The sequence below is a fragment of the Pseudomonas sp. PNPG3 genome, assembly GCF_023093815.1.
Lineage (GTDB): Bacteria > Pseudomonadota > Gammaproteobacteria > Pseudomonadales > Pseudomonadaceae > Aquipseudomonas > Aquipseudomonas asiatica.
Map to the genome: position 1 here is coordinate 23,927 of NZ_JALLKV010000029.1, position 25,638 is coordinate 49,564.

At 64.5% G+C, this 25,638-nt stretch carries 24 protein-coding genes and 1 other RNA gene; 15 read left to right on the forward strand and 10 right to left on the reverse strand.

Annotated elements, in window-relative coordinates; genetic code table 11:
- The first annotated feature begins 99 nt into the window (after positions 1-99).
- The 3 genes from ubiD (at position 100) to MJ643_RS18665 (ending at position 3,431) form a co-directional block, all read left to right on the forward strand.
- Positions 100-1,566, forward strand: a complete 1,467-nt coding sequence (gene ubiD / locus MJ643_RS18655) for a 4-hydroxy-3-polyprenylbenzoate decarboxylase (RefSeq protein WP_013974733.1) — start codon at positions 100-102, stop codon at positions 1,564-1,566.
- A complete protein-coding gene (locus MJ643_RS18660; protein WP_013974732.1) occupies positions 1,566-2,534 on the forward strand; it encodes a CDP-6-deoxy-delta-3,4-glucoseen reductase in 969 nt (322 codons plus the stop codon). The genes ubiD and MJ643_RS18660 overlap by 1 nt, the downstream gene beginning before the upstream one ends.
- Before the next feature lie 246 nt (positions 2,535-2,780).
- Entirely contained in the window at positions 2,781-3,431 is a 651-nt protein-coding gene (locus MJ643_RS18665) for a gamma-glutamylcyclotransferase (protein WP_044047173.1), read from the forward strand.
- A gap of 114 nt (positions 3,432-3,545) precedes the next feature.
- On the opposite strand, the gene MJ643_RS18670 is transcribed toward MJ643_RS18665, so the two are convergent.
- Positions 3,546-4,523 (reverse strand): NADPH:quinone oxidoreductase family protein, encoded by a 978-nt coding sequence (locus MJ643_RS18670; RefSeq protein ID WP_013974730.1) that lies wholly within the window; start codon positions 4,521-4,523, stop codon positions 3,546-3,548.
- Between the two features lie 169 nt (positions 4,524-4,692).
- On the opposite strand from MJ643_RS18670, the gene MJ643_RS18675 reads away from it, so the two are divergent.
- Complete coding sequence (locus MJ643_RS18675) at positions 4,693-5,097, forward strand: flagellar basal body-associated protein FliL (RefSeq protein WP_003259380.1); 405 nt, start codon at positions 4,693-4,695, stop codon at positions 5,095-5,097.
- 181 nt (positions 5,098-5,278) lie between these two features.
- Here MJ643_RS18675 and MJ643_RS18680 read toward each other — a convergent pair whose 3' ends face one another.
- From MJ643_RS18680 to MJ643_RS18695, 4 genes are all read right to left on the reverse strand, one after another.
- Complete coding sequence (locus tag MJ643_RS18680) at positions 5,279-6,391, reverse strand: ABC transporter permease (RefSeq protein WP_013974728.1); 1,113 nt, start codon at positions 6,389-6,391, stop codon at positions 5,279-5,281.
- Position 6,392: 1 nt separating this feature from the next.
- Positions 6,393-9,113: a ribosome-associated ATPase/putative transporter RbbA gene (rbbA, locus tag MJ643_RS18685; RefSeq protein ID WP_013974727.1), complete on the reverse strand. Its 2,721-nt coding sequence runs from the start codon at positions 9,111-9,113 to the stop codon at positions 6,393-6,395.
- Positions 9,110-10,069, reverse strand: coding sequence for an HlyD family efflux transporter periplasmic adaptor subunit (locus MJ643_RS18690; RefSeq protein WP_013974726.1), 960 nt, complete (start codon positions 10,067-10,069; stop codon positions 9,110-9,112). The genes rbbA and MJ643_RS18690 overlap by 4 nt, the downstream gene beginning before the upstream one ends.
- 247 nt (positions 10,070-10,316) lie before the next feature.
- The gene (locus tag MJ643_RS18695; RefSeq protein ID WP_169775118.1) at positions 10,317-10,766 is read right to left on the reverse strand and encodes an EVE domain-containing protein; all 450 of its coding nucleotides are present in this window, start codon (positions 10,764-10,766) and stop codon (positions 10,317-10,319) included.
- 178 nt (positions 10,767-10,944) lie between these two features.
- On the opposite strand from MJ643_RS18695, the gene MJ643_RS18700 reads away from it, so the two are divergent.
- Positions 10,945-11,097 (forward strand): hypothetical protein, encoded by a 153-nt coding sequence (locus tag MJ643_RS18700; RefSeq protein WP_013974724.1) that lies wholly within the window; start codon positions 10,945-10,947, stop codon positions 11,095-11,097.
- Between the two features lie 18 nt (positions 11,098-11,115).
- On the opposite strand, the gene MJ643_RS18705 is transcribed toward MJ643_RS18700, so the two are convergent.
- The 4 genes from MJ643_RS18705 to MJ643_RS18720 all read right to left on the reverse strand — a co-directional run bounded on the left by MJ643_RS18705 (position 11,116) and on the right by MJ643_RS18720 (position 12,500).
- A complete protein-coding gene (locus tag MJ643_RS18705) occupies positions 11,116-11,724 on the reverse strand; it encodes a 5-formyltetrahydrofolate cyclo-ligase (RefSeq protein WP_003259369.1) in 609 nt (202 codons plus the stop codon).
- Between the two features lie 79 nt (positions 11,725-11,803).
- A non-coding RNA gene (ssrS, locus tag MJ643_RS18710) (6S RNA) lies at positions 11,804-11,983 on the reverse strand.
- A 17-nt stretch (positions 11,984-12,000) separates the two neighbouring features.
- Entirely contained in the window at positions 12,001-12,321 is a 321-nt protein-coding gene (locus MJ643_RS18715) for a cell division protein ZapA (RefSeq protein ID WP_003259368.1), read from the reverse strand.
- Positions 12,318-12,500: a TIGR02449 family protein gene (locus MJ643_RS18720; RefSeq protein WP_169775121.1), complete on the reverse strand. Its 183-nt coding sequence runs from the start codon at positions 12,498-12,500 to the stop codon at positions 12,318-12,320. The genes MJ643_RS18715 and MJ643_RS18720 overlap by 4 nt, the downstream gene beginning before the upstream one ends.
- 181 nt (positions 12,501-12,681) lie before the next feature.
- On the opposite strand from MJ643_RS18720, the gene MJ643_RS18725 reads away from it, so the two are divergent.
- The 10 genes from MJ643_RS18725 (at position 12,682) to gcvP (ending at position 25,125) form a co-directional block, all read left to right on the forward strand.
- Positions 12,682-13,236 carry a YecA family protein gene (locus tag MJ643_RS18725; RefSeq protein WP_208209456.1) on the forward strand — a complete coding sequence of 185 codons (555 nt, stop codon included), beginning with the start codon at positions 12,682-12,684 and terminating at the stop codon, positions 13,234-13,236.
- A 21-nt stretch (positions 13,237-13,257) separates the two neighbouring features.
- Positions 13,258-14,592, forward strand: a complete 1,335-nt coding sequence (gene pepP / locus MJ643_RS18730) for a Xaa-Pro aminopeptidase (protein ID WP_015272234.1) — start codon at positions 13,258-13,260, stop codon at positions 14,590-14,592.
- Positions 14,589-15,788, forward strand: a complete 1,200-nt coding sequence (gene ubiH / locus MJ643_RS18735; protein WP_015272233.1) for a 2-octaprenyl-6-methoxyphenyl hydroxylase — start codon at positions 14,589-14,591, stop codon at positions 15,786-15,788. The genes pepP and ubiH overlap by 4 nt, the downstream gene beginning before the upstream one ends.
- On the forward strand, positions 15,785-16,270 hold the full coding sequence (locus tag MJ643_RS18740) for a DUF4442 domain-containing protein (protein WP_013974720.1): 486 nt from the start codon (positions 15,785-15,787) through the stop codon (positions 16,268-16,270). The genes ubiH and MJ643_RS18740 overlap by 4 nt, the downstream gene beginning before the upstream one ends.
- A gap of 9 nt (positions 16,271-16,279) precedes the next feature.
- Complete coding sequence (locus MJ643_RS18745) at positions 16,280-17,497, forward strand: 2-octaprenyl-3-methyl-6-methoxy-1,4-benzoquinol hydroxylase (RefSeq protein WP_169775117.1); 1,218 nt, start codon at positions 16,280-16,282, stop codon at positions 17,495-17,497.
- A 117-nt stretch (positions 17,498-17,614) separates the two neighbouring features.
- Positions 17,615-18,616: an extracellular solute-binding protein gene (locus tag MJ643_RS18750; RefSeq protein ID WP_013974718.1), complete on the forward strand. Its 1,002-nt coding sequence runs from the start codon at positions 17,615-17,617 to the stop codon at positions 18,614-18,616.
- Positions 18,617-18,791: 175 nt separating this feature from the next.
- Positions 18,792-20,414, forward strand: a complete 1,623-nt coding sequence (locus tag MJ643_RS18755) for an iron ABC transporter permease (protein ID WP_023660975.1) — start codon at positions 18,792-18,794, stop codon at positions 20,412-20,414.
- Between the two features lie 125 nt (positions 20,415-20,539).
- Positions 20,540-21,622, forward strand: coding sequence for a glycine cleavage system aminomethyltransferase GcvT (gene gcvT, locus MJ643_RS18760; protein ID WP_015272229.1), 1,083 nt, complete (start codon positions 20,540-20,542; stop codon positions 21,620-21,622).
- A 51-nt stretch (positions 21,623-21,673) separates the two neighbouring features.
- Positions 21,674-22,057 (forward strand): glycine cleavage system protein GcvH, encoded by a 384-nt coding sequence (gcvH, locus tag MJ643_RS18765; protein WP_013974715.1) that lies wholly within the window; start codon positions 21,674-21,676, stop codon positions 22,055-22,057.
- Positions 22,058-22,251: 194 nt separating this feature from the next.
- Entirely contained in the window at positions 22,252-25,125 is a 2,874-nt protein-coding gene (gene gcvP / locus MJ643_RS18770; protein WP_013974714.1) for an aminomethyl-transferring glycine dehydrogenase, read from the forward strand.
- A gap of 119 nt (positions 25,126-25,244) precedes the next feature.
- On the opposite strand, the gene MJ643_RS18775 is transcribed toward gcvP, so the two are convergent.
- Positions 25,245-25,559 carry a DUF2388 domain-containing protein gene (locus MJ643_RS18775; protein ID WP_003259356.1) on the reverse strand — a complete coding sequence of 105 codons (315 nt, stop codon included), beginning with the start codon at positions 25,557-25,559 and terminating at the stop codon, positions 25,245-25,247.
- Positions 25,560-25,638: the final 79 nt, after the last annotated feature.

Below are 25,638 nucleotides of genomic sequence, written 5' to 3' on the forward strand. Positions count from 1 at the left end.
ATGGGGCGCGAAGCGGCCCCAAGTCATTTTTGGCTATTAAGCACTGAACGGCGCTACACTCTGCACCCCCGACCGATACGGCCAACATGAGGCTTCTGCATGCAGTATCGCGACTTGCGCGACTTCATCCGTGGCCTGGAACAGCGCGGCGAGCTCAAGCGCATCCAGGTTCCGATCTCCCCCGTCCTGGAAATGACCGAGGTCTGCGACCGCACCTTGCGTGCCAAGGGCCCTGCATTGCTGTTCGAAAAGCCCACTGGCTTCGACATCCCGGTGCTGGGCAACCTGTTCGGCACCCCGGAACGTGTGGCCATGGGCATGGGTGCCGAGTCGGTCGATGAACTGCGGGAAATCGGCAAGCTGCTGGCCTTCCTCAAGGAGCCCGAGCCGCCGAAGGGTCTGAAGGATGCCTGGTCCAAGCTTCCGATCTTCAAGAAAGTCGTGTCGATGGCGCCGAAAGTGGTCAAGGACGCGGTGTGTCAGGAAGTGGTCATCGAGGGCGATGACGTCGACCTCGGCGCTCTGCCAATCCAGCACTGCTGGCCGGGCGACGTGGCACCGCTGATCACTTGGGGCCTTACCGTCACCCGCGGCCCGAACAAGGACCGTCAGAACCTGGGCATCTACCGCCAGCAGGTTATCGGCCGCAACAAGGTCATCATGCGCTGGCTCAGCCACCGTGGCGGCGCCCTGGACTACCGCGAATGGTGTGAGAAGAACCCTGGCCAGCCGTTCCCGGTCGCCGTGGCCCTGGGCGCCGACCCGGCCACCATCCTCGGCGCCGTGACCCCGGTGCCGGACACCCTCTCCGAGTATGCCTTTGCCGGCCTGTTGCGTGGCAACCGCACCGAACTGGTCAAGTGCCGGGGCAGCAACCTGCAGGTACCGGCCACCGCCGAAATCATCCTGGAAGGCGTGATCCACCCGGGCGAAATGGCCCCGGAAGGCCCGTATGGCGACCACACCGGCTACTACAACGAAGTGGACAGCTTCCCGGTGTTTACCGTCGAGCGCATCACCCATCGGCAGAAACCGATCTACCACAGCACCTACACCGGCCGCCCGCCAGATGAGCCGGCGATCCTCGGCGTGGCGCTGAACGAAGTGTTTGTGCCGATCCTGCAGAAGCAGTTCCCGGAAATCGTCGATTTCTATCTGCCACCGGAAGGCTGCTCGTATCGCATGGCGGTGGTGACCATGAAGAAGCAGTACCCGGGCCACGCCAAGCGCGTGATGCTGGGTGTGTGGTCGTTCCTGCGACAGTTCATGTACACCAAGTTCGTTATTGTCACCGATGACGATATCAATGCCCGTGACTGGAATGACGTGATCTGGGCCATCACCACACGCATGGACCCCAAGCGTGATACGGTGATGATCGACAACACCCCGATCGACTACCTGGACTTCGCGTCACCGGTATCCGGGCTGGGGTCGAAGATGGGCCTGGATGCCACGCACAAGTGGCCGGGCGAGACTACACGCGAATGGGGACGGGTCATCGTCAAGGACGAAGCCGTCACCCGCCGTATCGATGAGCTGTGGGATCAGTTGGGAATAGATTGATGCAGGTAACGTTGCAGCCGTCCGGGGCGGTGCTGGCGCTCGAACCCGGGGAACGGATCCTGGATGGAGCGCGGCGGCTGGGCTATGACTGCCCGAACAGCTGCCGCAATGGCAATTGCCATGTCTGCGCCGCGTTGTTGGTCGAAGGCCGGGTACGCCAGGACGGTGAAGTCCGCGACCATGGCGAGCTGTTCACCTGCATTGCCGAACCGCTGGAGGACTGCGTGTTGCTCTGGGATGGTGTGCTCGCCCTTGGCGAGCTGCCGGTGCGCAAACTGGCGTGCAGTGTCAGTGAGTGCGTCGAGGTCGGTGGCGACGTCTGGCGCGTGCGGTTGCGCGCGCCGGCTGGCAGGCCGCCGCGCTATCACGCGGGGCAGTACCTGATGATCGAGCGCGAAGGCGGCAAGCAGGCGGCGTTTTCGCTGGCTTCCGCACCCCATGCCGGGCGCGAGCTGGAGCTGCATGTGCTGGCGCGCGAGCCCAGTGCGCTGCAACTCATCGAGCAGCTCAAGCGCGACGGCCTGGCGCGCATTGAAATGCCGTTCGGTGACACCCACCTGGCCGAGTTGCCCGATGGGCCGCTGGTGCTGATCGCTGCTGGCACCGGCATGGGTCAGATGCACAGCCTGGTCGAGCATTGCCGGGCACAGGGTTTCAAGCACCCGGTGCACCTGTACTGGGGCGTGCGTCGGCCCGAGGACTTCTACCAGATCGAGCACTGGGACGAATGGCAGCGCCTGCCCAACCTGTTCCTGCACCAGGTGGTCAGCGACCTGTGCGGTTGGGAAGGCCGTTGCGGCATGCTGCATGAGGCGGTCTGCGAAGACATCGCCGATCTCAACAGCGTGCATGTATATGCCAGCGGCTCGCCGAACATGATCTATGCCACGCTCGACGCCTTGGTCGAAGCCGGCATGGATGCGCATCGCATGCGTGCCGATGTGTTTGCCTACGCACCGCGCGGCTAATAACTGGAGTTTGAAAGTATTGGTATAAGGCGGTAATTGTTACCGCCTTGGCTAATAACTTTCACAGTTGCTGAAACAGTACTTTCCAGTCGTCGGGAGCGAGGATGAAACTCTGGCGGGAGGGCTTGAGTATTTCTGCACTTCTGTCCTATGGTTACTGCAAGCGCCCCTGGTACAGAGGCTTGGGGTCGCATCTTAATCGAATCTCGCTACATCCGTAGTTCACAGGGATAATGGCGGCAGCTTATGTCGGCACTTGAAAGTATGTCCTGGGAAGTTTCATATCCACCGACACTCGACTTCGGTCAGCAACATACTCGCGAACAGTTGTTCAACTCCATGAAGACAACCATGTCTCGCCATCAGGGTGGGCCGGTGTGGCTGTTCGCCTATGGTTCGTTGATCTGGCGGCCGGAGTGCAACTCGGTGGAACGCCAACGCGCGCGGGTACATGGTTACCACCGTGGCTTGTACCTGTGGTCGCATGAGCACCGTGGCACCCCGGAAACCCCTGGCCTGGTGTTCGGCCTGGACCGTGGTGGCTCCTGCAGCGGTTTTGCCTACCGGCTGGATGACAGCAGCCTGGACGATTCGCTGATGGCCTTGTGGCAGCGCGAGATGCCGTACCCGGCGTACCGGCCGCACTGGCTCAGCTGCCGGTTGGATGATGGCAGCAAGGTGCAGGCCCTGGGCTTCGTGCTGGAGCGGCATTTGCCGTGCTATGCCGGGAACCTGCCGGACACCCTGCTAAGCCAGATCCTGGCCAGTGCCAAGGGGCGCTATGGCACCACGCGTGATTATGTCGAGCAGACCCTGAATGCCCTGCGCAGCCACCAGATGCCCGATCGCAACCTGGAGGCGCGTTTCAGGCGCTGCCATAACCTGCGGGAGGTTTGATCACCTGTGCCGGTCTTTTCGCGGGTGAACCCGCTCCCACAGGTACTGCACATTCCTTGAGGGCGGTGCGGTCCTTGTGGGAGCGGGTTCACCCGCGAAAAGGCCGGAACTGTCTTACCTGGCCAGCACCACCAACTTACCCACAGCCTGACGCTGCCCCAACTTTTCAATGGCAGCCCCTGCCTCAGCCAGTGGATAAGTCTGCGACACCAGCGGTTTCAACTTGCCTTCGGCGTGCCATGCAAACAGCTGCCGGAAGTTGGCCGCATTGTCCTCCGGCTGACGCTGGGCAAACGCACCCCAGAATACCCCGAGCACCGCCGCGCCCTTGAGCAACACCAGGTTGGCCGCCAGTTGCGGAATGGCCCCGCTGGCAAAGCCCACCACCAGCAACCTGCCATTCCAGGCCAGCCCGCGCACGGCCTGCTCGAACAACTCGCCACCCACCGGGTCGTAGATCACGTCTACACCCTGGCCACCGGTCAGGCGCTTGATCTCGTCACGCAGGCTGGCCTGGCTGTAGTCGATCAGTTCATCCGCGCCGGCTGCCTTGGCCACGGCCAGTTTTTCCGCACTGCTGGCGGCCGCGATCACCCGCGCGCCCATGGCCTTGCCGATCTCCACCGCCGCCAGGCCGACCCCGCCGGACGCACCCAGCACCAACAGGGTCTCGCCCGCCTGCAACTGGCCGCGCTGGCGCAGGGCGTGCATGGAGGTGCCGTAGGTCATGCCGAATGCCGCGGCAGTGGTGAAGTCCATGCTCGCCGGGATCGGCAACACATTGTAGAACGGTACCGCCACCTGCTCGGCGAATGCACCCCAGCCGGTCAGCGCCATGACCCGGTCACCGACCTTGAACGCGCCGGCCTTTTCCCCGACTGCGGCCACCACGCCCGCTGCCTCGCCGCCGGGGGAGAACGGCAACGGTGGCTGGAACTGGTACTTGCCTTCAATGATCAGGGTGTCGGGGAAGTTGACCCCTGCGGCCTGCACATCCAGCAGGATCTCGTTTTTCTTCGGCACCGGGCTGGCTACCTCTTCCAACACCAGGTCGCGCGCCGGGCCTAGGGTTTTGCACAACACAGCTTTCATCGGGGCTATTCCTTTGCGGGTCGTGGCCGATAAGTGTAGGAGGGCCGCCTGCCCGGTCAACGAGCATGGGGCGCCCTGATGTGCAGGCATAAGCGGCGGCACAAGCACGGGCTTGGGTTTGAGCGGCATGCTGGGTAAGCTGGCACCAACTGTATTGAGGAGCGAATTCTTGAAAGCGTGGATCTTGATGGTGCTGGCGCTGCTGCTGCCGGCTGCGGCCATGGGCGAGGAAGCCAAGGAAGGGGCGCCGAAAGTCGCCTACATCAGCCTGAGCCCGCCCTTTGTGGGCAACTACGCCCTCGACGGTAGCCCGCGGCTGCGCGTGTACAAGGCCGACGTGGCCCTGCGCGTGACCGGCGACGAAGCCGCCAAGGCGGTGAAGCACCACGAGCCGCTGATCCGCAACCAGCTGGTGGCGCTGTTCACCCAACAGTCGGTGGACAGCATGAGCAATGTCGAGGCCAAGGAGCATCTTCGCCAGGAAGCGCTGAAACAGGTGCAGCAGGTGATGGAAGCCGAAGAGGGCAAACCGATCGTTGAAGACTTGTTGTTCAACAACCTGATCGTGCAGTGACCGGCAAGCCGGCTCTCTCAGGAACAGCGCAATCCGCACTGTGGCGCGATCCCTGTGGGAGCGGCTTTAGCCGCGAAGAATCCAACGCGGTGCATGGCACCGGCTGCGCCGGTGTTCGCGGGTAAACCCGCTCCCACAGGAATCGCGCAATCTTTCAGATTTTGAGCCGGGTATGCGCGGATCAGGACGCCAGGCTTCGGCGAAACCGCGCCAGCGCCACGCCGAAGAACACCAGTCCGATCACGGCCAGTGCCAGGATGTCCGGCCACACCACCGTCCAACCGGCATCACGAAACAGAATTGCGGCGCCAAGGCTTACGAAATGTGTCGACGGCGACCCCTGCATCACCCACTGCAGCCACTGCGGCATGCTGTCCAGCGGTGTGCTGCCGCCGGACAGCAACAGCATCGGGATGATTACCGGGATCGCCAGCAGGCCGAATTGTGGCGTCGAGCGCGCCAGGGTGGCGAGGAAGATGCCCAGTGCGGTACTGGCGAACAGGTAGAGCGCCGTCACGGCCAGAAACAGGCCCATCGAACCGGACAGCGGCACGCCAAGCGCGCCCTTGACCACCACCACCAGCGAAATCCAGGTACAGATCACAACTACCAGCGCGTTGCTGGCAATCTTCGCCAGCATGATTTCCAGCGCGGTCAGCGGTAGCACCAGCAGGTGGTCGAGGGTGCCGTGCTCGCGCTCGCGCAGCAACGCGGTGCCGGTGAGAATGATCGCCAGTATGGTGATGTTGTTGACGATCTGGATCACCGCAAGGAACCAGCCGCCCTCCAGGTTGGGGTTGAACAGAGCCTTGGCGTTTATTACCACCGGGCTCTGTGTGTTGCTGCGCTGGCTGTAGTCGAGCAACTCGCGTTCGAAGATGCGGCCGATGTAGCCGGCACCCATGAACGCCTGGCTCATGGCCGTGGCGTCGACATAGATCTGCAGTTCCGGCGAGCGCCCGGCCAGCAGGTCGCTCTGGAAGTTCACCGGCACGTTGATCACGAAGGTGTACTGGCCGCTGTCCATGGCCTGGTCCAGACGCTGTGGGGGCAGTGGCACGGCGGGCTGGAACTCGGGTGGTTGCAGGGCTTCACCAAGCTTGCGCGATAGCAGGCTGTGGTCTTCGTCCACCATCGCGACGCTGGCGTTGTGCACGCCGATCACCGAGCCGGCTGCCGGCATGTAAATGGCCACGCTGAAGGCATACAGCAGGAACAGCAGTAGCACGCTGTCATGGCGCAGGCTGGTCAGCTCTTTCAGGCCAAGACGCAGAGTGTGGTTCAGGCGTGACATATCAGGCCTCCTGCTTCTTCAGCATGGCCAGGCTCAGGCCGGTGAACACGGCAAAGAAGCTGAGCAGGATCAGGCACTGCGGCCACAGCTCGCGCAGTCCCAGCGCTTTGGTGAATGTGCCGACCGCGATATCGAGGAAGTAGCCCGCCGGGAACAGTTGGCCCATCACCGCCGCCGCGCCGTCCAGCGACGAGCGTGGCACGATCAGCCCGGAGAACTGGATGGTCGGCAGGCTGGTGATGATCATGGTGCCCAGGATGGCGGCGATCTGGGTGCGGGTGAAGGCCGAGATCAGCAGGCCCAGGCTGGTGGTAGCCAGCAGGTAGGCGACGCCGCCACAGGCCAGGGCGAGCACGCTGCCCTTTAGCGGCACGGCGAACAGCCAGCGGTTCATCGCCACCAGCAGTGCCAGGTTGACCAGGCTCACGGCCAGGTAGGGCATCTGCTTGCCGAGGAGGAACTCCAGGCGGGTGAGGGGTGTGGCGTAGAAGTTGGTGATGGAGCCGAGCTCTTTCTCGCGGACGATACCCAGCGCGGTGAGCATGGCCGGGATGAAGGCCAGGATCAGCGCCATTACCCCAGGGCCGATGGCGTTCACGCTGACCACATCCTGGTTGTAGCGAAAACGGGTTTCCAGGCGCACCAGGTCCTGGCGCGGCTGCGGCTGTGGGCTGGCTTTGGCCAGTTGCTCGAGGTTGGCCTGGTGCACGGCTTCCACGTAATTGCGGCTGGTTTCGGCGCGGAACGGCATGCCGCCATCGAGCCAGGCGGCCACCACCGGTTGACGCCCGGCGTAGAGGTCGCGGCCGAAGCCGGGTGGAATTTCCAGTGCCAGTTTGATTTCCGAGCGCTGCAGGCGCTGGTGCATTTCGCGGGTGTCGCGGATGGGCGCCTGTTCGGCGAAATAGCGTGAACCACGGAAGGCTTCGAGGTAGGCCCGGCTTTGCGGGCTCTGGTCCTGGTCGTGTACGGCGAAGGCGAGGTTTTCCACATCCAGTGAAATGCCATAGCCGAAGATCACCATCATGAACATCGCCCCCAGCAGGGCGAAGGCCAGGCGCACCTTGTCACGCAGCAGCTCCTTGCCCTCACGGCTGGCCACCGCCAGCAGGCGACTAAGGCTGAAGCCCTGGCGCAGCGTCGGCGCAGGCGTGGCGGTCTGCTCCAGCACGGTGTTGTCGGTGGCTTGCGGCGCCAGTTCCTGAGCCTGTTCCAGGCAGCGCACGAACGCGTCTTCCAGAGTGTTGCCCTGGTAGTGGCGTTGCAGGGCATCCGGCGTGTCGCAGGCCAGTACCCGGCCTGCATGCATCAGCGAGATACGGTCGCAGCGCTGGGCTTCGTTCATGAAGTGGGTAGAAAGGAAAATGGTCACGCCCTGCCCGCGTGAAAGCTCCACCAGCAGGCGCCAGAAGTCGTCACGGGCAGCCGGGTCGACGCCGGAGGTGGGTTCGTCGAGGATCAGCACTTCCGGGCGGTGCAGCACCGCTACCGCCAGTGACAGGCGCTGACGCAGGCCGAGGGGCAGGGCGCCGGATGGCTGGTCGGCGATAGCAACCAGGTCGAAGCGCTCGATCAGCTCGTCGATGCGCTGGGCGCTCTCGGCCTTGGGCAGGTCGAAAAGGCGTGCATGCAGAGTGAGGTTCTGCCGGGTGCTCAGCTCGCCATACAACGAAAAACTCTGCGACATGAAACCGACCCGTTTGCGCGTGGCCAGGTCACTGGCATCCACCGGGCGGCCGAGCAGGCTGGCGCTGCCTTCGCTGGCCGGCATCAGGCCGGTGAGCACTTTCATGGTGGTGGTCTTGCCGCAGCCGTTGGAGCCCAGGAAGCCGAAAATCTCCCCGCGGCCAATGGCGAAGCTGACCTTGTTCACGGCAGTGAAATCGCCAAAGCGCAGGGTCAGGTCGTGGGCCTCGATGGCGACCGGGCTGTCAGCGGCCGGGCGCGGCGGGATGATGAGCGGAGGGTGTTGTGCCTTGCCCGCGCCCTGGTAGTGGGTGAAGGCGTCGTCCAGCTTGCCGCTGGGGGTGACCGCGGCCAGCTCATGGCTGGGGCCGGCGGCCAGCAGGCGGCCGCCATCGAGCATCAGGCAATGCTCGAACTGTTCGGCCTCCTCCATGTAGGCGGTGGCCACCAGCAGGGTCAGTTGCGGGCGCTGTGCACGCACTTTTTCGACCAGCTCCCAGAAGCGCCGCCGTGACAGCGGGTCGACGCCGGTGGTCGGCTCGTCGAGGATCAGCAGGTCCGGCTCGTGGATCAGCGCGCAGCATAGGCCAAGCTTCTGCTTCATGCCGCCCGACAGTTTGCCCGCCGGGCGCTCGGCAAAGCGCTGCAGGTCGGTGGCCTGTAGCAGGTTGGCCATGCGCTGTTCGCATTCGCGACGGCCGAGGCCGAACAGGGTGGCGAAAAAGCGGATGTTCTCGCTGATCGACAGCTCCGGATACAGGTTGTTGCCCAGCCCCTGCGGCATGAACGCCACTTTCGGGTACAGCGCCGCGCGATGGCGCCGCTGGCGGATCGAGCCACCCAGCACCTGCAGTTCGCCCTGTTGCAGGCGCTTGACGCCGGCGATCAGCCCCAGCAGGGTCGATTTGCCAGCCCCGTCAGGGCCGATCAGCGCGCAGCGGGTGCCCGCCGGCAGGCTGAACCCGAGGGGATGCAGGGCCACCAGGTCGCCGTAGCGATGGCTGATACCCTCGGCCAGCAGTGCCGGGGCGTTCATTGCAGGTTGGCCGGCCAGTCCACCTCAGCCGTGCGTACATAGCCGGCGCCTGGCATGCCCGGCTTGGCCTGCGGCACGGCGCCCGGGTCGGTCAGGCGCAGCTTGACCCGAAACACCAGCTTCTGCCGCTCGTCGCGGGTTTCCACCTGCTTGGGGGTGAACTGGGCCTTGGCCGCGACAAAGGCCACCTTCGCCGGCAGCGCCCGCTCGGGCAGGGCGTCGAGCACGATCCGTGCCTGGTCGCCGACGGTCAGCCGGCCGCTGGTGGAAGCGGGCAGGTAAAGGTTCATGTACTGGTCGCTGGGGTCGATCAACATCAGCACGCGGCCGCCGGCACCCAGCACTTCACCGGGCTCGGCCAGGCGCAGCTGGATGATGCCGTTGATCGGTGCGCGCAGACTGCTGTCGTCGATTTCGCTGGTGAGCTGCGCTACCTGGGCCTCGGCGGCGCCGATGGCGGCCTTGATCGCCGCCAGTTGGGCGCGGGCGGCGACCACGGCCGCGTTGGCTGTGTCGAAGCGCGCCTGCTGTTGGTCGAGCAATTGCTGGCTAGCGTATTTGCGCTGGAAGATCTCACGCACGCGCTTGAGCTCCTGGCTGGCCAGCAGCAGTTCACTTTGGCGCAGCTGCACGCTGGCCTGGGCAGCGGCGTAGTTTTCCCGGGCGCGCAGCACTTCGGCTTCGGCCTGGCTGCGCTGGGCTTCCATGGTACGGGTGTCGATGCGTGCCAGCAGTTGGCCGCGAGACACCTTGTCACCTTCGTCGACCAGCACCTCGGCCAGGCGGCCAGGGATTTTGCTGGCGATCTGCACTTCGGTGGCTTCCAGGCGGCCGTTGCCCATGCTCAGGCCTTCGGGCAACTGGTCGTGGATCGACTTCCAGTACCCCAGCCCACCGGCTGCTGCGAGTAGGGCGATCAGCGCGGTGGCGAAGATCCTGGGGGCGTATCGGTTCATCGGTCTGCATCCTTGCGGTCATGCACACTGCATCATGGCCTGCGGCCATTGGCGATGTGTTGATGCCGGTCAAAGTCCTTATGCGGTGCCTGTGGGAGCGGCCTTGTGTCGCGAAAGGGCCGCAACGCGGCCCCAGGATTTTCGCGCCCCTGCACAAATCTATGGGGCTGCTTCGCAGCCCTTTCGCGACGCAAGGCCGCTCCCACAGTACCGAGTAACTGTGCAAAGACTGACCTTAGCCGCCGTTTCAACGCAAAGCGACAATCACCGCCCATTGCTCTGGCGTCACCGGCATCACCGACAGGCGGCTGCCCTTCTGCACCAGCGGCAGTTCGGCCAGGCCTGTCTGCTGTTTCAGCCAGCCCAGCTCCAGCACCCGTGGCAGGGTTTGCACATGGGCAACATCGACCGCGCTCCAAGGGTTCTTGTCGGCCGTGGCCTTGGCATCGTAGTAGGGGCTTTGCGGGTCCAGCGCGGTTGGGTCCGGGTAGGCTGCGCGGGTGATCCTGGCAATGCCGGCGATGCCCGGCTGCGGACAGCTGGAGTGGTAGAAGAAGAACTCGTCGCCAACGTTCATGGCCCGCAGGAAATTGCGTGCCTGATAGTTGCGCACGCCGTCCCAGCGCGCTTCGCCGAGCCGGCTGAGGGCTTCGATGGAGAGCTCGTCGGGCTCGGATTTCATCAGCCAGTAGGCCATGGGAACTGCTCCTGAAAAGGTTTGAAATAACCTGTTGGACGAAACCGACAGCCGGTTGGCGTCAAGGTTTGCGTGCAGACGCAGGTTGTCGGAAAATGCGCCCCGTTTAAAGCGCGATGCTCCGGCAATACCCAGAAAATTGCCGAGCCTGAACAGTTTGCCTGGGGGGCAATCTTCGATGAATCAACGTAACAAGCCGGATCTGCTGTGGATCCTGGTGTTCATTTTTGGCCTGGGTGTGGTCACTACCGGTTATGCGCAAGGGATCTGGGAGCGCAAGCTGGACAACGCCTATCAGATGCCGGTCGACGCCAGCCAGCCGCAACGTTGATGCCCCCGCCGGCGCCGCTCAACGCGGCGCCAGGTACCAGCCACGGTCCGAGACCGTCCCCTGTAGCGGTACGTCCCAACTGGCCTGAGCCAGCCGCTCGACCTTCTGGCATTCATGTGCCAGCCCCAACAGCAATGGTTTTTTCCAGGTCTGGCGACGTGCCTGGTAGGCCAGGCTGCGATCATAGAAACCACCGCCCATTCCCAGGCGACCGCCCACTTCGTCGAAACCGACCAACGGTAGCAGGATCAGGTCCAGCGACCATATCGGGCGCTGGCGCTTGCGCTCGGTGACCGGCTCGGGAATGCGAAAGCGGTTGGGCTTGAGCTTCTCGCCTTGCTCGAAGCGCTGGAACACCATGCGCGTGCGTGGCCAGGCGTGCAGCACCGGCAGGTAGGTGCGCTTGCCGCGGCGCTGGGCCTCGCGCAGCAGCAGGTAAGGGTCGATTTCGCCATCGTTGGGCAAGTACAGGGCAATGTGCCGGGCGCGTCGGAACAGCGGGTGCTGCGCCAGCTGGCGGTAAAGGCCAAGGGCGGCCTGGCGTTGCTGAGCAGGGGTAAGGGCGCGGCGGGCATTGCGGAGCAAGCGACGGAGCTGGGGGCGGGTGAGCTGCGCGGTGTCGGTCATGGCACGGGCGATCCCAGGTGCTGGCCGACGTGGTCGGCCAATACGAATTGCCCGCCGGAAGGGGCGGGCAAGAGAATTCAGGCTCCCCGATAAGACCGCTATCGGTGTAGCCCTTGAACCCGAAAGTTCAAGGTGGAGATTGCAGGGGGCGTTAAGGCTTTCCGTCGGGCGGACATGCACACCGGCCCCAGCGTGCAACCCCCGTGGTTGTGCGTATCGGCTCAGGGACATAACCGACTGGCGCATCCCCCAGGGAGTGGCGCCAGTATACCAATCTCAGCCGATTTTGGTATCCGCGTCGTCGGACAGTGCCTGGTCGACCCGTTCCAGCAGGTCGCGCACCTGTTCGCGGGTGGTGCCGCCTGCCGGGGCATCGTTGCGGTCTTCCTGGCGGTGCAGCATTTCGTGGGTGATGTTCAACGCTGCCATGACCGCGATGCGGTCGGCGCCGATCACCTTGCCGCTGCTGCGGATTTCGCGCATCTTGCCGTCCAGGTAGCGCGCGGCACTGACCAGGTTGTTGCGCTCTTCCGGCGGGCAGATGATCGAATATTCCTTGTCGAGGATCTGCACGGTGACGCTATTGCTTGAACTCATGAGTCTTGCTCCAGAGCCTTGAGGCGTAAAATCATCGACTCGACCTTGCGCTTGGCGATCTCGTTCTTTTCGATGAGGTGGGCGCGCTCTTCGCGCCAGGACTTTTCCTGAGCTACTAGGAGTGCATTTTGCCGTTTTAGTTGCTCGACACGTTCGATCAGCAACTCGAATCGGTTCATCAGTGCCTGCAGGTCGTTCTCTTGCGTGGGTTGCACTCGATTCGCTCCGTCGTTGAGTCACCTGGCGATGATGCCTCTCCCTGGGCGGCGACGGCCAGTGCCGATGGTCTTGGCGCGCCTGCCGGTGCTAGGATACAAGGTCTCCATTCTAGTCATTGCGCCGTCTGGCGCCTAGCTGCCCATGCCCAATACCCAATCGCCCTACATCGCCTTCGCCATGCTGCTGTCCAGCAATGGCCATCCTGTAACCCCGGCCGAACTGCACGGCCTGCTGATCGGCCGCAGCTGCGCCGGTGCCGGCTTCGGCGCCGACGGCTGGCTGGCCGATGCCGCCCAGCTGCTGGAAACCGAGCCCGGTGACACCGTACGCAACGCCCTGGTCGGCCTGCAGGAAATGGTCAAGGGCGAACTGACCAGCGACGAAATGGCGATCGTCCTGCTGCTGCCTTCCGACGACGCCGCCCTGAGCGATCGCGCCACCGCGCTGGGCCAGTGGTGCCAGGGCTTCATCACTGGTTTCGGCCTGAATGCCGGTGGCAAGGACTTGTCCGACGAGGCCAAGGAAGTGCTGCAGGACCTGGTGGCCATTTCCCAGGTCCAGGAAGCCCTCGAGGAGTCCGAGGATGGCGAGAGCGATTACATGGAAGTCATGGAATACCTGCGTGTGGCGCCGTTGCTGCTGTTCTCCGAGCTGGCCAAGCCGGCCGCCCCTGCACCCAAGCCATCGCTGCACTGATCAACCAGGGGTAGTCTGCCCATGAGCCACATTCCCAAGGCCGAGTATGCCCGTCGGCGCAAGGCGCTGATGGCGCAGATGGTCCCCAACAGCATCGCCATCCTGCCCGCCGCCGCGGTTGCCATCCGTAACCGCGACGTCGAGCACGTTTACCGCCAGGACAGCGACTTCCAGTACCTCAGTGGTTTCCCCGAGCCGGAAGCGGTGATTGCGCTGATTCCCGGTCGCGAGCATGGCGAATACGTGCTGTTCTGCCGTGAACGCAACCCCGAGCGCGAGCTGTGGGATGGTCTGCGGGCCGGTCAGGAAGGTGCGGTGCGCGATTTTGGCGCAGACGATGCCTTCCCCATCACCGACATCGACGAGATCCTGCCGGGCCTGATCGAAGGCCGTGAGCGGGTATACAGCGCCATGGGCAGCAACCCCGAGTTCGACCGCCGGCTGATGGACTGGATCAACGTGATCCGCTCCAAGGCCCGCCTGGGTGCCCAGCCGCCGAACGAGTTCGTTGCGCTGGATCATCTGCTGCACGACATGCGTCTGTATAAATCGGCAGCGGAAGTGAAGGTGATGCGCGCTGCCGCAGACATCTCGGCGCGGGCCCACGTGCGAGCCATGCAGGCCTGCCGGGCCGGGTTGCACGAATACAGCCTGGAAGCCGAGCTGGACTACGAATTCCGCAAGGGCGGGGCGAAGATGCCGGCCTACGGCTCGATCGTCGCGGCCGGGCGCAATGGCTGCATCCTGCACTATCAGCAGAACGACGCCCCGCTCAAGGATGGTGACCTGGTGTTGATCGATGCCGGCTGCGAGATCGACTGCTACGCCAGCGACATCACCCGTACCTTCCCGGTCAGCGGGCGTTTTTCGCCCGAGCAGAGGGCCATCTACGAGCTGGTGCTCAAGGCCCAGGCAGCGGCGTTTGCCGAAATCGCCCCTGGCAAGCACTGGAACCACGCCCATGAGGCGACCGTGCGGGTCATTACCGAGGGCCTGGTGGAACTGGGCCTGCTGACGGGCGAGGTACAGGCGCTGATCGACAGCGAGGCCTATCGTGCCTTCTACATGCACCGCGCCGGGCACTGGCTGGGCATGGATGTGCACGATGTGGGCGAGTACAAGGTGGGCGGCGAGTGGCGGGTGCTCGAACCCGGCATGGCGCTGACCGTCGAGCCGGGCATCTACATAGGCGCCGACAATCAGGCCGTGGCCAAGAAATGGCGCGGCATTGGTGTAAGGATCGAGGACGACGTGGTAGTGACCAGGCAAGGCTGTGAAATCCTGACTTCGGGCGTGCCGCGCACGGTCGCCGAGATCGAGGCGCTGATGCAGGCCGCCCGCAAGGACGCGGCATGAATCGGGTAAACCTGGCGATCATCGGTGGCGGCCTGGTGGGCGCGAGCCTGGCCCTGGCCCTGCAGGCGGGGGCCAAGGCGCGAGGTTGGAAGATCCTGCTGATCGAGCCGTTCGCCCCCGGTGACAGCTTCCAGCCCAGCTACGACGCGCGTTCGTCGGCACTGTCGTTCGGTACCCAGCAGATCTACCAGCAGCTGGGCCTGTGGCAGGCCATCGGCCATCGCGCCGAACCGATCTTGCAGATTCACGTGTCCGACCGCGGCCGTTTCGGTGCCACCCGCCTGGATGCCCGGGAAGAGGGTGTGCCGGCGCTTGGCTACGTGGTGGAAAACGCCTGGCTGGGCCAGTGCCTTTGGCAAGGGCTGGACAGCGAGGTGGTGAGCTGGCGCTGCCCGGCGGAAGTGACTGCGATGCAGGCCATCGAAGGTGGTTACCGCCTGCAGCTGAACGATGACACCCAGTTGGAGTGCGACCTGGCTGTACTGGCCGACGGTGGCCGTTCCGGCCTGCGCGAACAACTGGGTATCCACGTGCGCCACACGCCCTACCAACAGAGCGCGCTGATCGCCAACATAACCCCGGGCGAGGCCCACGGCGGCCAGGCCTTCGAACGTTTCACCGAAGAAGGCCCCATGGCCCTGCTGCCGCTGCCGGATAACCGCTGCGCGCTGGTCTGGACCCGCCAGGGCATGGACGCGCGGCGTCTGGCCGACATCGACGAGCGCAATTTCCTGCGTGAACTGCAGGGCGTGTTCGGCTATCGCCTGGGCGCCTTGCGCCAGGTCGGCGCGCGGCACCTCTACCCACTGTCGCTGATCGAGGCCCAGGAGCAGGTGCGGCCGCATCTGGTGGTGCTGGGTAACGCCGCGCACAGCCTGCACCCTATTGCCGGCCAAGGCTTCAATCTGTCGCTGCGTGACGTGCAGGCGCTTGCCGAGGCGCTGCTGGCCGGCCCGCAGCAGCCTGGCGACCTGACAACATTGCAGGCCTACCACCAGCGCCAGCGCGTGGACCAGGCCATGACCATCGGCTTTTCCGACCAGGTCACCCGTCTGTTCGGCAGCAGCCAGCCATTGCTGGCCGCCGGCCGCAACCTTGGCCTGCTCGGGCTCGACCTGCTGCCACCGGCCAAAAGCTGGTTCGCCCGCCAGGCCATGGGCCTGGGCACCCGCCCCGATCCGCGAGGTCAGGCATGAGTGACAACACGCGCAGGCTGGCGCGCCGGGCGTGCCTGTTGCGCTGGCGGCTGAACCTGTTCCCGCCGCACCTCGGCGCTGGTATCCGCGTACAGCACATCAGCCCGGACCTGCGCAGCGTCAAGGTGGCGATGAAGCTGACCCGCTGGAACCGCAACTACGTCGGCACCCAGTGCGGCGGCAGCCTGTACGGCATGGTCGACCCGTTCTACATGCTGCTGTTGATCGAGCAGCTGGGGCGTGACTACATCGTCTGGGACAAGGCCGCCAGCATCGATTTCATTTCGCCGGGCAAAGGCCCGGTGTATGCCGAACTCCACGTCGATGACGCGCTGCTGGACGAAATCCGCCAGCAGACTGCCACCGGCAAGAAGTGCCTGCCGCGTTTGCAGGTCGATATCCGCGACGGCGCCGGCGAGCTGGTGGCGCGGGTCGATAAAACCCTATATGTGCGGCTCAAGCCGCAAGCGAGGCTGGCGTAAGGCATGGAAATGCGCGCAGATCTGTTGATTGTCGGTGCCGGTATGGTCGGCAGCGCACTGGCCCTGGCGTTGCGCCACAGTGGCTTGCAAATCCTCTTGCTCGACGGCGGCCCGCTGACGGTCAAGCCGTTCGATGCCCAGGCCCCGTTCGAGCCGCGTGTCAGCGCGCTGTCGGCAGCCAGCCAGCGCATCCTCGAGCGCCTTGGCGCTTGGGATGGCATCGCCCGCCGGCGTGCCACGCCATACTCGGACATGCATGTATGGGATGGCAGCGGCACCGGGCAGATTCACTTCTCGGCTGCCAGCGTGCATGCTCAAGTGCTCGGTCACATCGTCGAGAACCGGGTGGTGCAGGATGGGCTGCTGGAGCGCCTGCATGACAGCGATATCGGCCTGCTGCCCAATGCGCGGCTCGAACAGCTGCGACGCTCCGGCGACGAGTGGCTGCTGACCCTCGCCGATGGCCGCCAGCTGCGTGCGCCGCTGGTGATCGCGGCCGACGGTGCCAACTCGGCAGTGCGGCGCCTGGCCGGCTGCGCAACCCGCGAGTGGGATTACCTGCACCACGCCATTGTCACCAGCGTGCGTTGCAGCGCCGGGCACCAGGCCACGGCCTGGCAGCGCTTTACCGACGAAGGACCATTGGCGTTCCTGCCGCTGACCCGCGACGGCCAGCAGGACTGGTGCTCGATCGTGTGGTCGACCACGCCGGAGCATGCCGAGCAGTTGATGGCGCTGGATGAAGCTGCGTTCCTGAAGGCCCTTGAGCGGGCTTTCGAGGGGCGCCTGGGTGATGTACTGCAAGCCGACCCTCGGGTGTGCGTGCCGCTGCGCCAGCGCCACGCCAAGCGCTATGTGGATGAAGGCCTGGCATTGATCGGCGATGCCGCGCACACCATTCATCCGCTGGCCGGGCAGGGCGTCAACCTGGGCTTCCTCGATGCTGCAGTGCTGGCCGAGGTGCTGGTCAACGCCTGCGAGCGTGGCGAGCGGCTGGCGGATGTGAAGGTGCTAAGCCGTTACGAGCGGCGGCGCATGCCGCACAACCTGGCGCTGATGGCGGCGATGGAAGGGTTCGAGCGGTTGTTCCAGGCCAACCCGTTGCCGTTGCGCTGGTTGCGTAACAGCGGGTTGAAGCTGGTGGAGCAGATGCCGGAGGCCAAGGCGATATTTGTGCGACAGGCGCTGGGTTTGAGCGGTGATCTGCCGGATCTCGCCAAGGCTTGAGATTGTAGGGGCTGCGCAGCAGCCCCTCTGCAACATCCAGTAACGCCTATGTAGATGAGTCGGAAAATGGGATTCACTACCATTTGCGCCTCTCATACGATCCGAGGAGTGCTTTCCATGTTGCCACGCAAGCCCCTACTGGCCGCCCTGGCCCTGACCCTGTTCGGCGGCACCGCCCAGGCAGCGGACGAAGTGGTGGTGTACTCCTCGCGCATCGACGAGCTGATCAAGCCGGTGTTCGATGCCTATACCGCCAAGACTGGGGTCAAGATCAAGTTCATCACCGACAAGGAAGCCCCGCTGATGCAGCGCATCAAGGCCGAGGGCGAAAACGGCGTGGCCGACCTGCTGCTGACCGTCGATGCCGGCAACCTGTGGCAGGCTGAGCAGATGGGCATCCTGCAGCCGATCAAGTCCGACATCATCGACCAGAACATCCCGTCGCAGTACCGCGCCTCGTCCCACGACTGGACCGGCCTGAGCCTGCGCGCGCGCACCATCATCTACTCCACCGAGCGGGTCAAGCCGCAAGAGCTGAGCACCTACGAAGCCCTGGCCGACAAGCAGTGGGAAGGCCGCCTGTGCCTGCGCACGGCGAAGAAGGTGTACAACCAGTCGCTCACCGCCACCCTGATCGAGACCCACGGCGAGGCGAAGACCGAGCAGATCGTCAAAGGCTGGGTCAACAACCTGTCCACCGACGTGTTCTCCGACGACAACGCAGTGATCCAGGCCATCGAGGCCGGCCAGTGCGATGTGGGCGTGGTCAACACCTACTACTACGGTCGCCTGCACAACCAGAACCCGAAACTGCCGGTGAAGATCTTCTGGCCCAACCAGGGTGACCGTGGCGTGCACGTGAACCTGTCGGGCATCGGCCTGACCAAGCATGCACCACACCCGGAGGCGGCGAAGAAGCTGGTTGAATGGATGACTGGTGAAGAGGCGCAGAAGCTGTTCGCCGACATCAACCAGGAGTTCCCGGCCAACCCGAAGGTCAAGCCATCGGAAGAAGTGGCAGCGTGGGGCAGCTTCAAGGCTGACAGCATTCCGGTTGAAATCGCTGGCAAGCGCCAGGCTGAAGCGATTCGCTTGATGGATCGGGCTGGCTGGAACTAAGCGCCAGGCTTTATCCTTCCGGGGCCTGCAAGGGCCCATTCGCGGCGGTTCGGCGTTCCGATAAACCCGCTCCCACAGGGACCGCACAACCCTCAAAGGCAGTGCAGATCCTGTGGGAGCGGGTTTACCCGCGAACGACCGCGCAGCGGTCGCCATCGCAATCGAGAATCAAACCTTGCCCCACTCCCCCCAACGCCGCTGGTACCTCCCGGTCACCCTGGTCGCCGCCCTGGTGCTCCTGCCCCTGAGCGTCCTGCTGTTGTCCTGGCAGTCGATCGACCTGCAGATCTGGTCGCACCTGCTCGACACCCAGATGACTCGCCTGCTGGGCAATACCCTGACGCTGGTGGTGGGTGTGGGCATCGGCGTCACCGTGCTGGGCGTCAGCCTGGCCTGGCTGACCAGCCTCTGCGAGTTCCCTGGCCGGCGCTGGCTGGACTGGGCGCTGATGCTACCGTTCGCCATCCCGGCCTATGTACTGGCGTTCGTCTTCGTCGGCCTGCTGGACTTCGCCGGCCCGGTGCAGAGCGCCCTGCGCGAGGTGTTCGGGCCGATGCGCCTGCCGCGGGTGCGCTCCACCGGCGGGGTGATCGTCGTTCTGGTGCTGGTGTTCTACCCCTATGTCTACCTGCTGGCGCGCAGCGCATTCCTGGCCCAGGGCAAGGGCCTGATGGAAGCCGCGCGGGTGCTGGGGCTGTCCCCGCTGCAAGCGTTCTGGCGTGTGGCCCTGCCCATGGCACGGCCGGCGATCGGCGCCGGTATTGCCCTGGCCCTGATGGAAACCCTGGCCGACTTCGGCGCGGTGGCAGTGTTCAATTTCGACACCTTCACCACGGCCATCTACAAGACCTGGTACGGCTTCTTCAGCCTCTCCAGCGCGGCCCAGCTGGCCAGCCTGTTGCTGCTGGCGGTGATGCTGGTGCTGTATGGCGAGCGCCGTGCCAGGGGTGCCAGCCGCAGCGGCAACGAGCGGCCGCGCGGGCAGGCGCTGTACCACCTGCACGGGGTCAAGGCGTTGCTGGCCAGCGGTTGGTGCTTGCTGGTGTTCGCCTGCGCCTTCGTCATCCCGCTGCTGCAACTGCTGGCGTGGTTCTGGCAGCGTGGCCGGCATGACCTGGACGAGCGCTATGTCGGCCTGGTGTTGCACACCCTGTACCTGGGCGGCATGGCGGCGCTGGTCACGGTGTGCGTGGCGTTGCTGCTGGCCTTTGCCCGGCGCCAGGCGCCGACGAGTGGTATTCGCGCCGGGGTGGGCCTGGCCAACCTGGGCTATGCCTTGCCCGGCTCGGTGCTGGCGGTTTCGATCATGCTGGCGTTCAGTTACCTCGACAACCACCTGGTCATCCCGCTGTCCAACTGGCTGGGTGGTGCCGGCAAGCCGCTGCTGCTGGGCAGCCTGGCCGCGTTGCTGCTGGCCTATCTGGTGCGCTTCATCGCGGTGGCCTACGGGCCGCTGGAGAGCAGCCTGGAGCGTATCCGCCCGTCACTGCCCGAGGCGTCCCGTAGCCTCGGCGTCGGTGGCGCGGGGTTGTTCTTCAAGGTGTATCTGCCGCTGCTGGTGCCTGGCGCGCTCAGCGCCGCCCTGCTGGTGTTCGTCGACGTGCTCAAGGAAATGCCGGCCACCTTGCTGATGCGCCCGTTCGGCTGGGATACCTTGGCGGTACGGGTGTTCGAGATGACCAGCGAGGGTGAGTGGGCGCGTGCATCGCTGCCGGCAATGACCCTGGTGCTGGTGGGCCTGCTGCCGGTCATCGGCCTGATCCGCCGTTCGGCACGTCGACCTGGTCACAGTCACTGAGGGTGCCAGCCCGCGCCCTTGCGGCTACAATGCGCGGCATTCGCGCGGCGGGTCCTACACAAGAAGAGCTGACGACCCGACGTCATCGACCGCCGCCGCTTCGCCACGCCCGGAAGGAGAAACCCATGGGACAGCGCACGCTTTTGTATGACCTGCACCTGGCGCTTGGCGCCAAGACGGTCGATTTCGGTGGCTGGGACATGCCCCTGCACTATGGCTCGCAGGTCGAGGAGCACCATCAGGTGCGCAGCGATTGCGGGGTGTTCGATGTTTCCCACATGACCGTGATCGATGTCGATGGTAGCGACGCCACCGCCTGGTTGCAGCGTCTGCTGGCCAACGACGTGGCCCGCCTCGACGACACCGGCAAGGCGCTGTACAGCCCGCTGTTGCAGGAACAGGGCAGGGTGATCGACGACCTGATCGTCTACCGCACACAACATGGCTATCGCCTGGTCACCAACGCCGCCACCCGTGCCAAGGTACTCGACTGGCTGCAGCAGCAGCGTGGCGGTTTTGCCGTGGACTTCCAGGTCCGCCCAGACCTGGCCATCCTTGCCATCCAGGGCCCGCATGCTCGAGAAAAGGTTGCAGCCCTGCTCAGCCCCTCGCGTGCGGCGCTGATCCGCGAACTGCGTCCTTTCGAAGGCTTTGCCGAAGGCGACTGGTTCATTGCCCGCACCGGTTATACCGGTGAAGACGGCCTGGAGATCATCCTGCCCGGCGAGCAGGCCGTGGCCTTCTTCAACGACCTGGTCGGTGCCGGCATCGCCCCCAGCGGCCTTGGTGCCCGCGATACCCTGCGCCTGGAAGCCGGCATGAACCTGTACGGCCAGGACATCGACGAAAACCACACACCGCTCACCTCCAACCTCGGCTGGAGCATCGCCTGGGAGCCGGCCGAGCGCGACTTCATCGGGCGCGCTGGGCTGCTGGCGGAAATCGAGCACGGCGTGCAGGAAAAACTGGTCGGCCTGGTGCTGGAAGAGCGTGGCGTGCTGCGTGCCCACCAGGTGGTGCGTGTAGCCGGGATTGGCGAAGGGGAGATCACCAGTGGTAGTTTCTCGCCTACGCTGAGCAAGTCCATTGCCCTTGCACGCGTGCCCATGGCCACTGGCGACCGGGCCGAGGTGGAAATTCGCAGCAAGTGGTACCCGGTGCGGGTGGTCAAACCGACCTTCGTGCGTCACGGCAAGATCCTGATCTGAACAATTTTTAACCGGCGGGCGTACCGCTGAGCCAATCGAGGAATTCAAGACATGAGCAATATCCCCGCCGAACTGCGTTTTGCCGAAAGCCACGAGTGGGCTCGCCTGGAAGCCGACGGCACCGTGACCGTGGGTATCAGCGACCACGCCCAGCAAGCCCTGGGTGACGTGGTGTTCGTCGAGTTGGCCGAAGTCGGCAAGGTATTCGCCGCTGGCGATGCGGCCGGTGTGGTCGAGTCGGTCAAGGCCGCTTCGGACATCTACGCCCCGGTCGGTGGCGAAGTGATTGCGGTCAACGAAGAGCTGGCTGACAGCCCTGAGCTGCTCAACGAAGAACCTTACGATTCGTGGATTTTCAAGCTGAAGCCAAGCAACCCGGCCGAGCTGGACAAGCTGCTGGATGCTGCGGGCTACAAGGCCGCGATCGGCGAGTAAGACCGCGTCGCCTTCTTCGCGGCTAAAGCCGCTCCTACAGGTACTGCACAGCGTCTGATACGTGTGCGGTCCCTGTGGGAGCGGCTTTAGCCGCGAAGAGGCCGGGCCTGCGAGCAACTTTCCCCGCAGAATCGGCAATCCCTTCCTAGACTTGTAAGTCTCCATGAGAGCTGTTCCAGGAAGAGAGCGTCGTCATGTCCCAGTCGCCATCCCTGCATCAACTGCAAGAGCTCAACCCATTCCTGCGTCGCCACCTTGGCCCGGATGCCGCGGAGCAGCAGACCATGCTCAACGCGCTGGGTGTCGCCAGCCGCAGTGAGCTGATCGAGCAGACCGTACCGCCAGACATCCGCCTCAACCGCCCCCTCGACCTGCCGCCTGCACTGGACGAACAGGCCGCCCTGGCCAAGCTCGCCGGTTACGCCAGGCAGAACCAGGTCTGGACCAGCCTGATCGGCATGGGCTACCACGGCACCATCACCCCCACGGTCATCCTGCGCAACGTGCTGGAGAACCCGGGATGGTACACCGCCTACACGCCTTATCAGCCCGAGATTGCCCAAGGCCGGCTGGAGGCGCTGCTGAACTTCCAGCAGATGGTCATCGACCTCACCGGGCTGGCCCTGGCCAATGCCTCGCTGCTCGACGAAGCCACCGCCGCCGCCGAGGCAATGGCCCTGGCCAAGCGGGTGGCGCGCAACAAGAGCAATGCCTTCTTCGCCGATGAGCACTGTCACCCGCAAACCCTGTCGGTACTCAAGACCCGTGCCGAGGGCTTCGGCTTCGAGCTGATCGTCGACTCTGTGGATAACCTTGGCAAACACGCGGTTTTCGGGGCCTTGCTGCAGTACCCGGATACCCACGGCGAGGTGCGCGACCTGCGCCCGCTGATCGACCATTTGCACAGCCAGCATGCCCTGGCCTGCGTAGCCGCCGACCTGCTCAGCCTGGTGGTGCTGGCACCGCCCGGGGAGCTGGGAGCCGATGTGGTGCTGGGTTCAACCCAACGCTTTGGCGTACCGATGGGCTATGGCGGCCCCCACGCGGCCTATTTCGCCTGCCGCGATGACTACAAGCGAGCCATGCCGGGGCGCATCATCGGCGTGTCGCGCGATGCCCGTGGCAACACCGCGTTGCGCATGGCCCTGCAGACCCGCGAGCAGCATATCCGCCGCGAGAAGGCCAACTCCAACATCTGCACGGCCCAGGTGCTGCTGGCCAACATTGCCGGCTTCTATGCGGTATACCATGGCCCCGAAGGGCTGCAGCGCATTGCCCAGCGCGTGCACCGGCTGACCTTCATCCTGGCCGCCGGCCTTGAGGCCAAGGGCATCAAGCGCCTCAACCAGCACTTCTTCGACACCCTTACCCTGGACGTCGGCGGTGCCCAGGCGGCCATCATCGAAAGCGCCGAGGCCGCCCAGATCAACTTGCGAATCCTCGGCCGCGGGCACCTGGGCGTGAGCCTGGACGAGACTTGCTCGGAGCAGACGGTGCTGCGCCTGTTCGATATCTTCCTGGGGGTGGATCACGGCCTGGATATAGCCGCACTCGACCAGTTGGCGCTGCCCGAAGGCATCCCTGCCAGCCTGGTGCGGCGCACACCGTTTCTCGCCCACCCGGTGTTCAACCTGCACCACAGCGAAACCGAGATGCTGCGCTACCTCAAGCAACTCGAGAACAAGGACCTGGCGCTGAACCAGTCGATGATCCCGCTGGGCTCGTGCACCATGAAGCTCAACGCTACCAGCGAGATGATCCCCATCACCTGGCCCGGCTTTGCCCAGCTGCACCCGTTTGCCCCGGCGGCCCAGGCCTCCGGCTACAAGGCGATGATCGACGAACTGGAAAGCTGGCTGTGCGCCATTACCGGCTTTGATGCCATCTGCATGCAGCCCAACTCCGGCGCCCAGGGCGAGTATGCCGGCCTGATGGCCATTACCCGCTATCATCGCAGCCGCCACCAGCCGCAACGCACGCTGTGCCTGATCCCGTCGTCGGCCCACGGCACCAATCCGGCATCGGCGCAAATGGCCGGCATGGAGGTGGTGATCGTCGATTGCGACGACGATGGCAACGTCGACCTGGCCGACCTCAAGGCCAAGGCCCACTCGGCCGGGGATCGGTTGTCGTGCCTGATGATCACTTACCCATCGACCCACGGCGTGTATGAGGAGGGGATTCGCGAAATCTGCGAAGTGGTCCACCAGCATGGTGGTCAGGTGTACATGGATGGCGCCAACCTCAATGCCCAGGTGGGCCTGGCGCGTCCGGCGGATATCGGCGCCGACGTTTCACACATGAACCTGCACAAGACCTTCTGCATCCCCCACGGTGGTGGCGGCCCGGGCATGGGCCCGATCGGCATTCGCGCGCACCTCAAGCCGTTCGTTGCCAGCCATCCGGTGGTGCCGGTACCCGGCCTGGACCCGAACAACAGCGCGGTCAGTGCTGCGCCCTGGGGCAGTGCGAGCATTTTGCCGATCAGCTGGATGTACATAGCGATGATGGGCCCGCAACTGGCCGATGCCAGCGAGGTGGCGATCCTCTCGGCCAATTACCTGGCCAGCCAGCTGGGTGGTGCCTTCCCAGTGCTCTACCGCGGGCGCAACCAGCGGGTGGCGCATGAGTGCATCCTCGACCTGCGGCCGCTGAAGGCGCTGACCGGCATCAGTGAAGAGGACGTGGCCAAGCGCCTGATGGACTATGGCTTCCATGCGCCGACCATGTCGTTCCCGGTGCCGGGCACGCTGATGGTCGAGCCGACCGAGAGTGAATCGAAGGCTGAACTGGACCGATTCGTCGAGGCGATGCTGGCGATTAGGGCGGAAATTGGCGAAGTTCAGGAGGGCAACTGGCCTGCGGAGAACAACCCGCTCAAGCATGCGCCGCATACCCTGGCCGATGTGCTGACGGTGTGGGACAGGCCTTACAGCCTGGAGCAGGCGGTGGCGCCCAGTGCTCACGTGCGCCAGCACAAGTACTGGCCAGCGGTGAACCGGGTCGACAACGTTTATGGGGACAGGAATCTGTTCTGTGCTTGTGTGCCGGTGGAGGCGTATCGCTAATTGTGGTTTGCCTGTGCCGGCCCCTTCGCGGGTAAACCCGCTCCTACAGGACTTGTACAAGTTTCGAATACTGTGCAGTACCTGTGGGAGCGGGTTCACCCGCTAAGCAGGCGACGCGGTTACTCGGCTACCGCATTCTTGGCCAGGATGGCATTGGCCAGTTCCATGTCGGAAGCCTGCATCCCCGGGTTCTCCGCGCGAGCCTGGCGAATTGCCGCTTCGAGGAACGGCCCACGGATCGCGCCTTCGCTGGCCACGAAGCTGCCGGCGTCATCCTGCGCCGCCATCACCAGCTTGTGATCCCCGGAAGTCAGGTAGCTCGATGCCGTGGTAGCACCGGTAGTCATCACGTTACGCCAGAAGGTATCGGCCATGGCCGAGCCGATAGGCAGCGAAAGCAAGGCAGCGGCAGCGATGGCGGTTTTGAAACGCATGTTGAAACACCTCGAAGGGTGAGGGTTGAAGATGCGCGATTTGATCCTGCCGCAGGGGTGCAAGTTCCTTGAATACAAA

Excerpts from the sequence above, each read along its gene's own strand:
- ubiD (WP_013974733.1), top strand. The coding sequence starts at position 100 with ATGCAGTATCGCGACTTGCGCGACTTCATCCGTGGCCTGGAACAGCGC.
- MJ643_RS18660 (WP_013974732.1), top strand. The coding sequence starts at position 1,566 with ATGCAGGTAACGTTGCAGCCGTCCGGGGCGGTGCTGGCGCTCGAACCC.
- MJ643_RS18665 (WP_044047173.1), top strand. The coding sequence starts at position 2,781 with ATGTCGGCACTTGAAAGTATGTCCTGGGAAGTTTCATATCCACCGACA.
- MJ643_RS18670 (WP_013974730.1), bottom strand. The coding sequence starts at position 4,523 with ATGAAAGCTGTGTTGTGCAAAACCCTAGGCCCGGCGCGCGACCTGGTG.
- MJ643_RS18680 (WP_013974728.1), bottom strand. The coding sequence starts at position 6,391 with ATGTCACGCCTGAACCACACTCTGCGTCTTGGCCTGAAAGAGCTGACC.
- rbbA (WP_013974727.1), bottom strand. The coding sequence starts at position 9,113 with ATGAACGCCCCGGCACTGCTGGCCGAGGGTATCAGCCATCGCTACGGC.
- MJ643_RS18690 (WP_013974726.1), bottom strand. The coding sequence starts at position 10,069 with ATGAACCGATACGCCCCCAGGATCTTCGCCACCGCGCTGATCGCCCTA.
- MJ643_RS18695 (WP_169775118.1), bottom strand. The coding sequence starts at position 10,766 with ATGGCCTACTGGCTGATGAAATCCGAGCCCGACGAGCTCTCCATCGAA.
- MJ643_RS18700 (WP_013974724.1), top strand. The coding sequence starts at position 10,945 with ATGAATCAACGTAACAAGCCGGATCTGCTGTGGATCCTGGTGTTCATT.
- MJ643_RS18705 (WP_003259369.1), bottom strand. The coding sequence starts at position 11,724 with ATGACCGACACCGCGCAGCTCACCCGCCCCCAGCTCCGTCGCTTGCTC.
- MJ643_RS18715 (WP_003259368.1), bottom strand. The coding sequence starts at position 12,321 with ATGAGTTCAAGCAATAGCGTCACCGTGCAGATCCTCGACAAGGAATAT.
- MJ643_RS18720 (WP_169775121.1), bottom strand. The coding sequence starts at position 12,500 with ATGAACCGATTCGAGTTGCTGATCGAACGTGTCGAGCAACTAAAACGG.
- MJ643_RS18725 (WP_208209456.1), top strand. The coding sequence starts at position 12,682 with ATGCCCAATACCCAATCGCCCTACATCGCCTTCGCCATGCTGCTGTCC.
- pepP (WP_015272234.1), top strand. The coding sequence starts at position 13,258 with ATGAGCCACATTCCCAAGGCCGAGTATGCCCGTCGGCGCAAGGCGCTG.
- ubiH (WP_015272233.1), top strand. The coding sequence starts at position 14,589 with ATGAATCGGGTAAACCTGGCGATCATCGGTGGCGGCCTGGTGGGCGCG.
- MJ643_RS18740 (WP_013974720.1), top strand. The coding sequence starts at position 15,785 with ATGAGTGACAACACGCGCAGGCTGGCGCGCCGGGCGTGCCTGTTGCGC.
- MJ643_RS18745 (WP_169775117.1), top strand. The coding sequence starts at position 16,280 with ATGCGCGCAGATCTGTTGATTGTCGGTGCCGGTATGGTCGGCAGCGCA.
- MJ643_RS18750 (WP_013974718.1), top strand. The coding sequence starts at position 17,615 with ATGTTGCCACGCAAGCCCCTACTGGCCGCCCTGGCCCTGACCCTGTTC.
- gcvT (WP_015272229.1), top strand. The coding sequence starts at position 20,540 with ATGGGACAGCGCACGCTTTTGTATGACCTGCACCTGGCGCTTGGCGCC.
- gcvH (WP_013974715.1), top strand. The coding sequence starts at position 21,674 with ATGAGCAATATCCCCGCCGAACTGCGTTTTGCCGAAAGCCACGAGTGG.
- gcvP (WP_013974714.1), top strand. The coding sequence starts at position 22,252 with ATGTCCCAGTCGCCATCCCTGCATCAACTGCAAGAGCTCAACCCATTC.
- MJ643_RS18775 (WP_003259356.1), bottom strand. The coding sequence starts at position 25,559 with ATGCGTTTCAAAACCGCCATCGCTGCCGCTGCCTTGCTTTCGCTGCCT.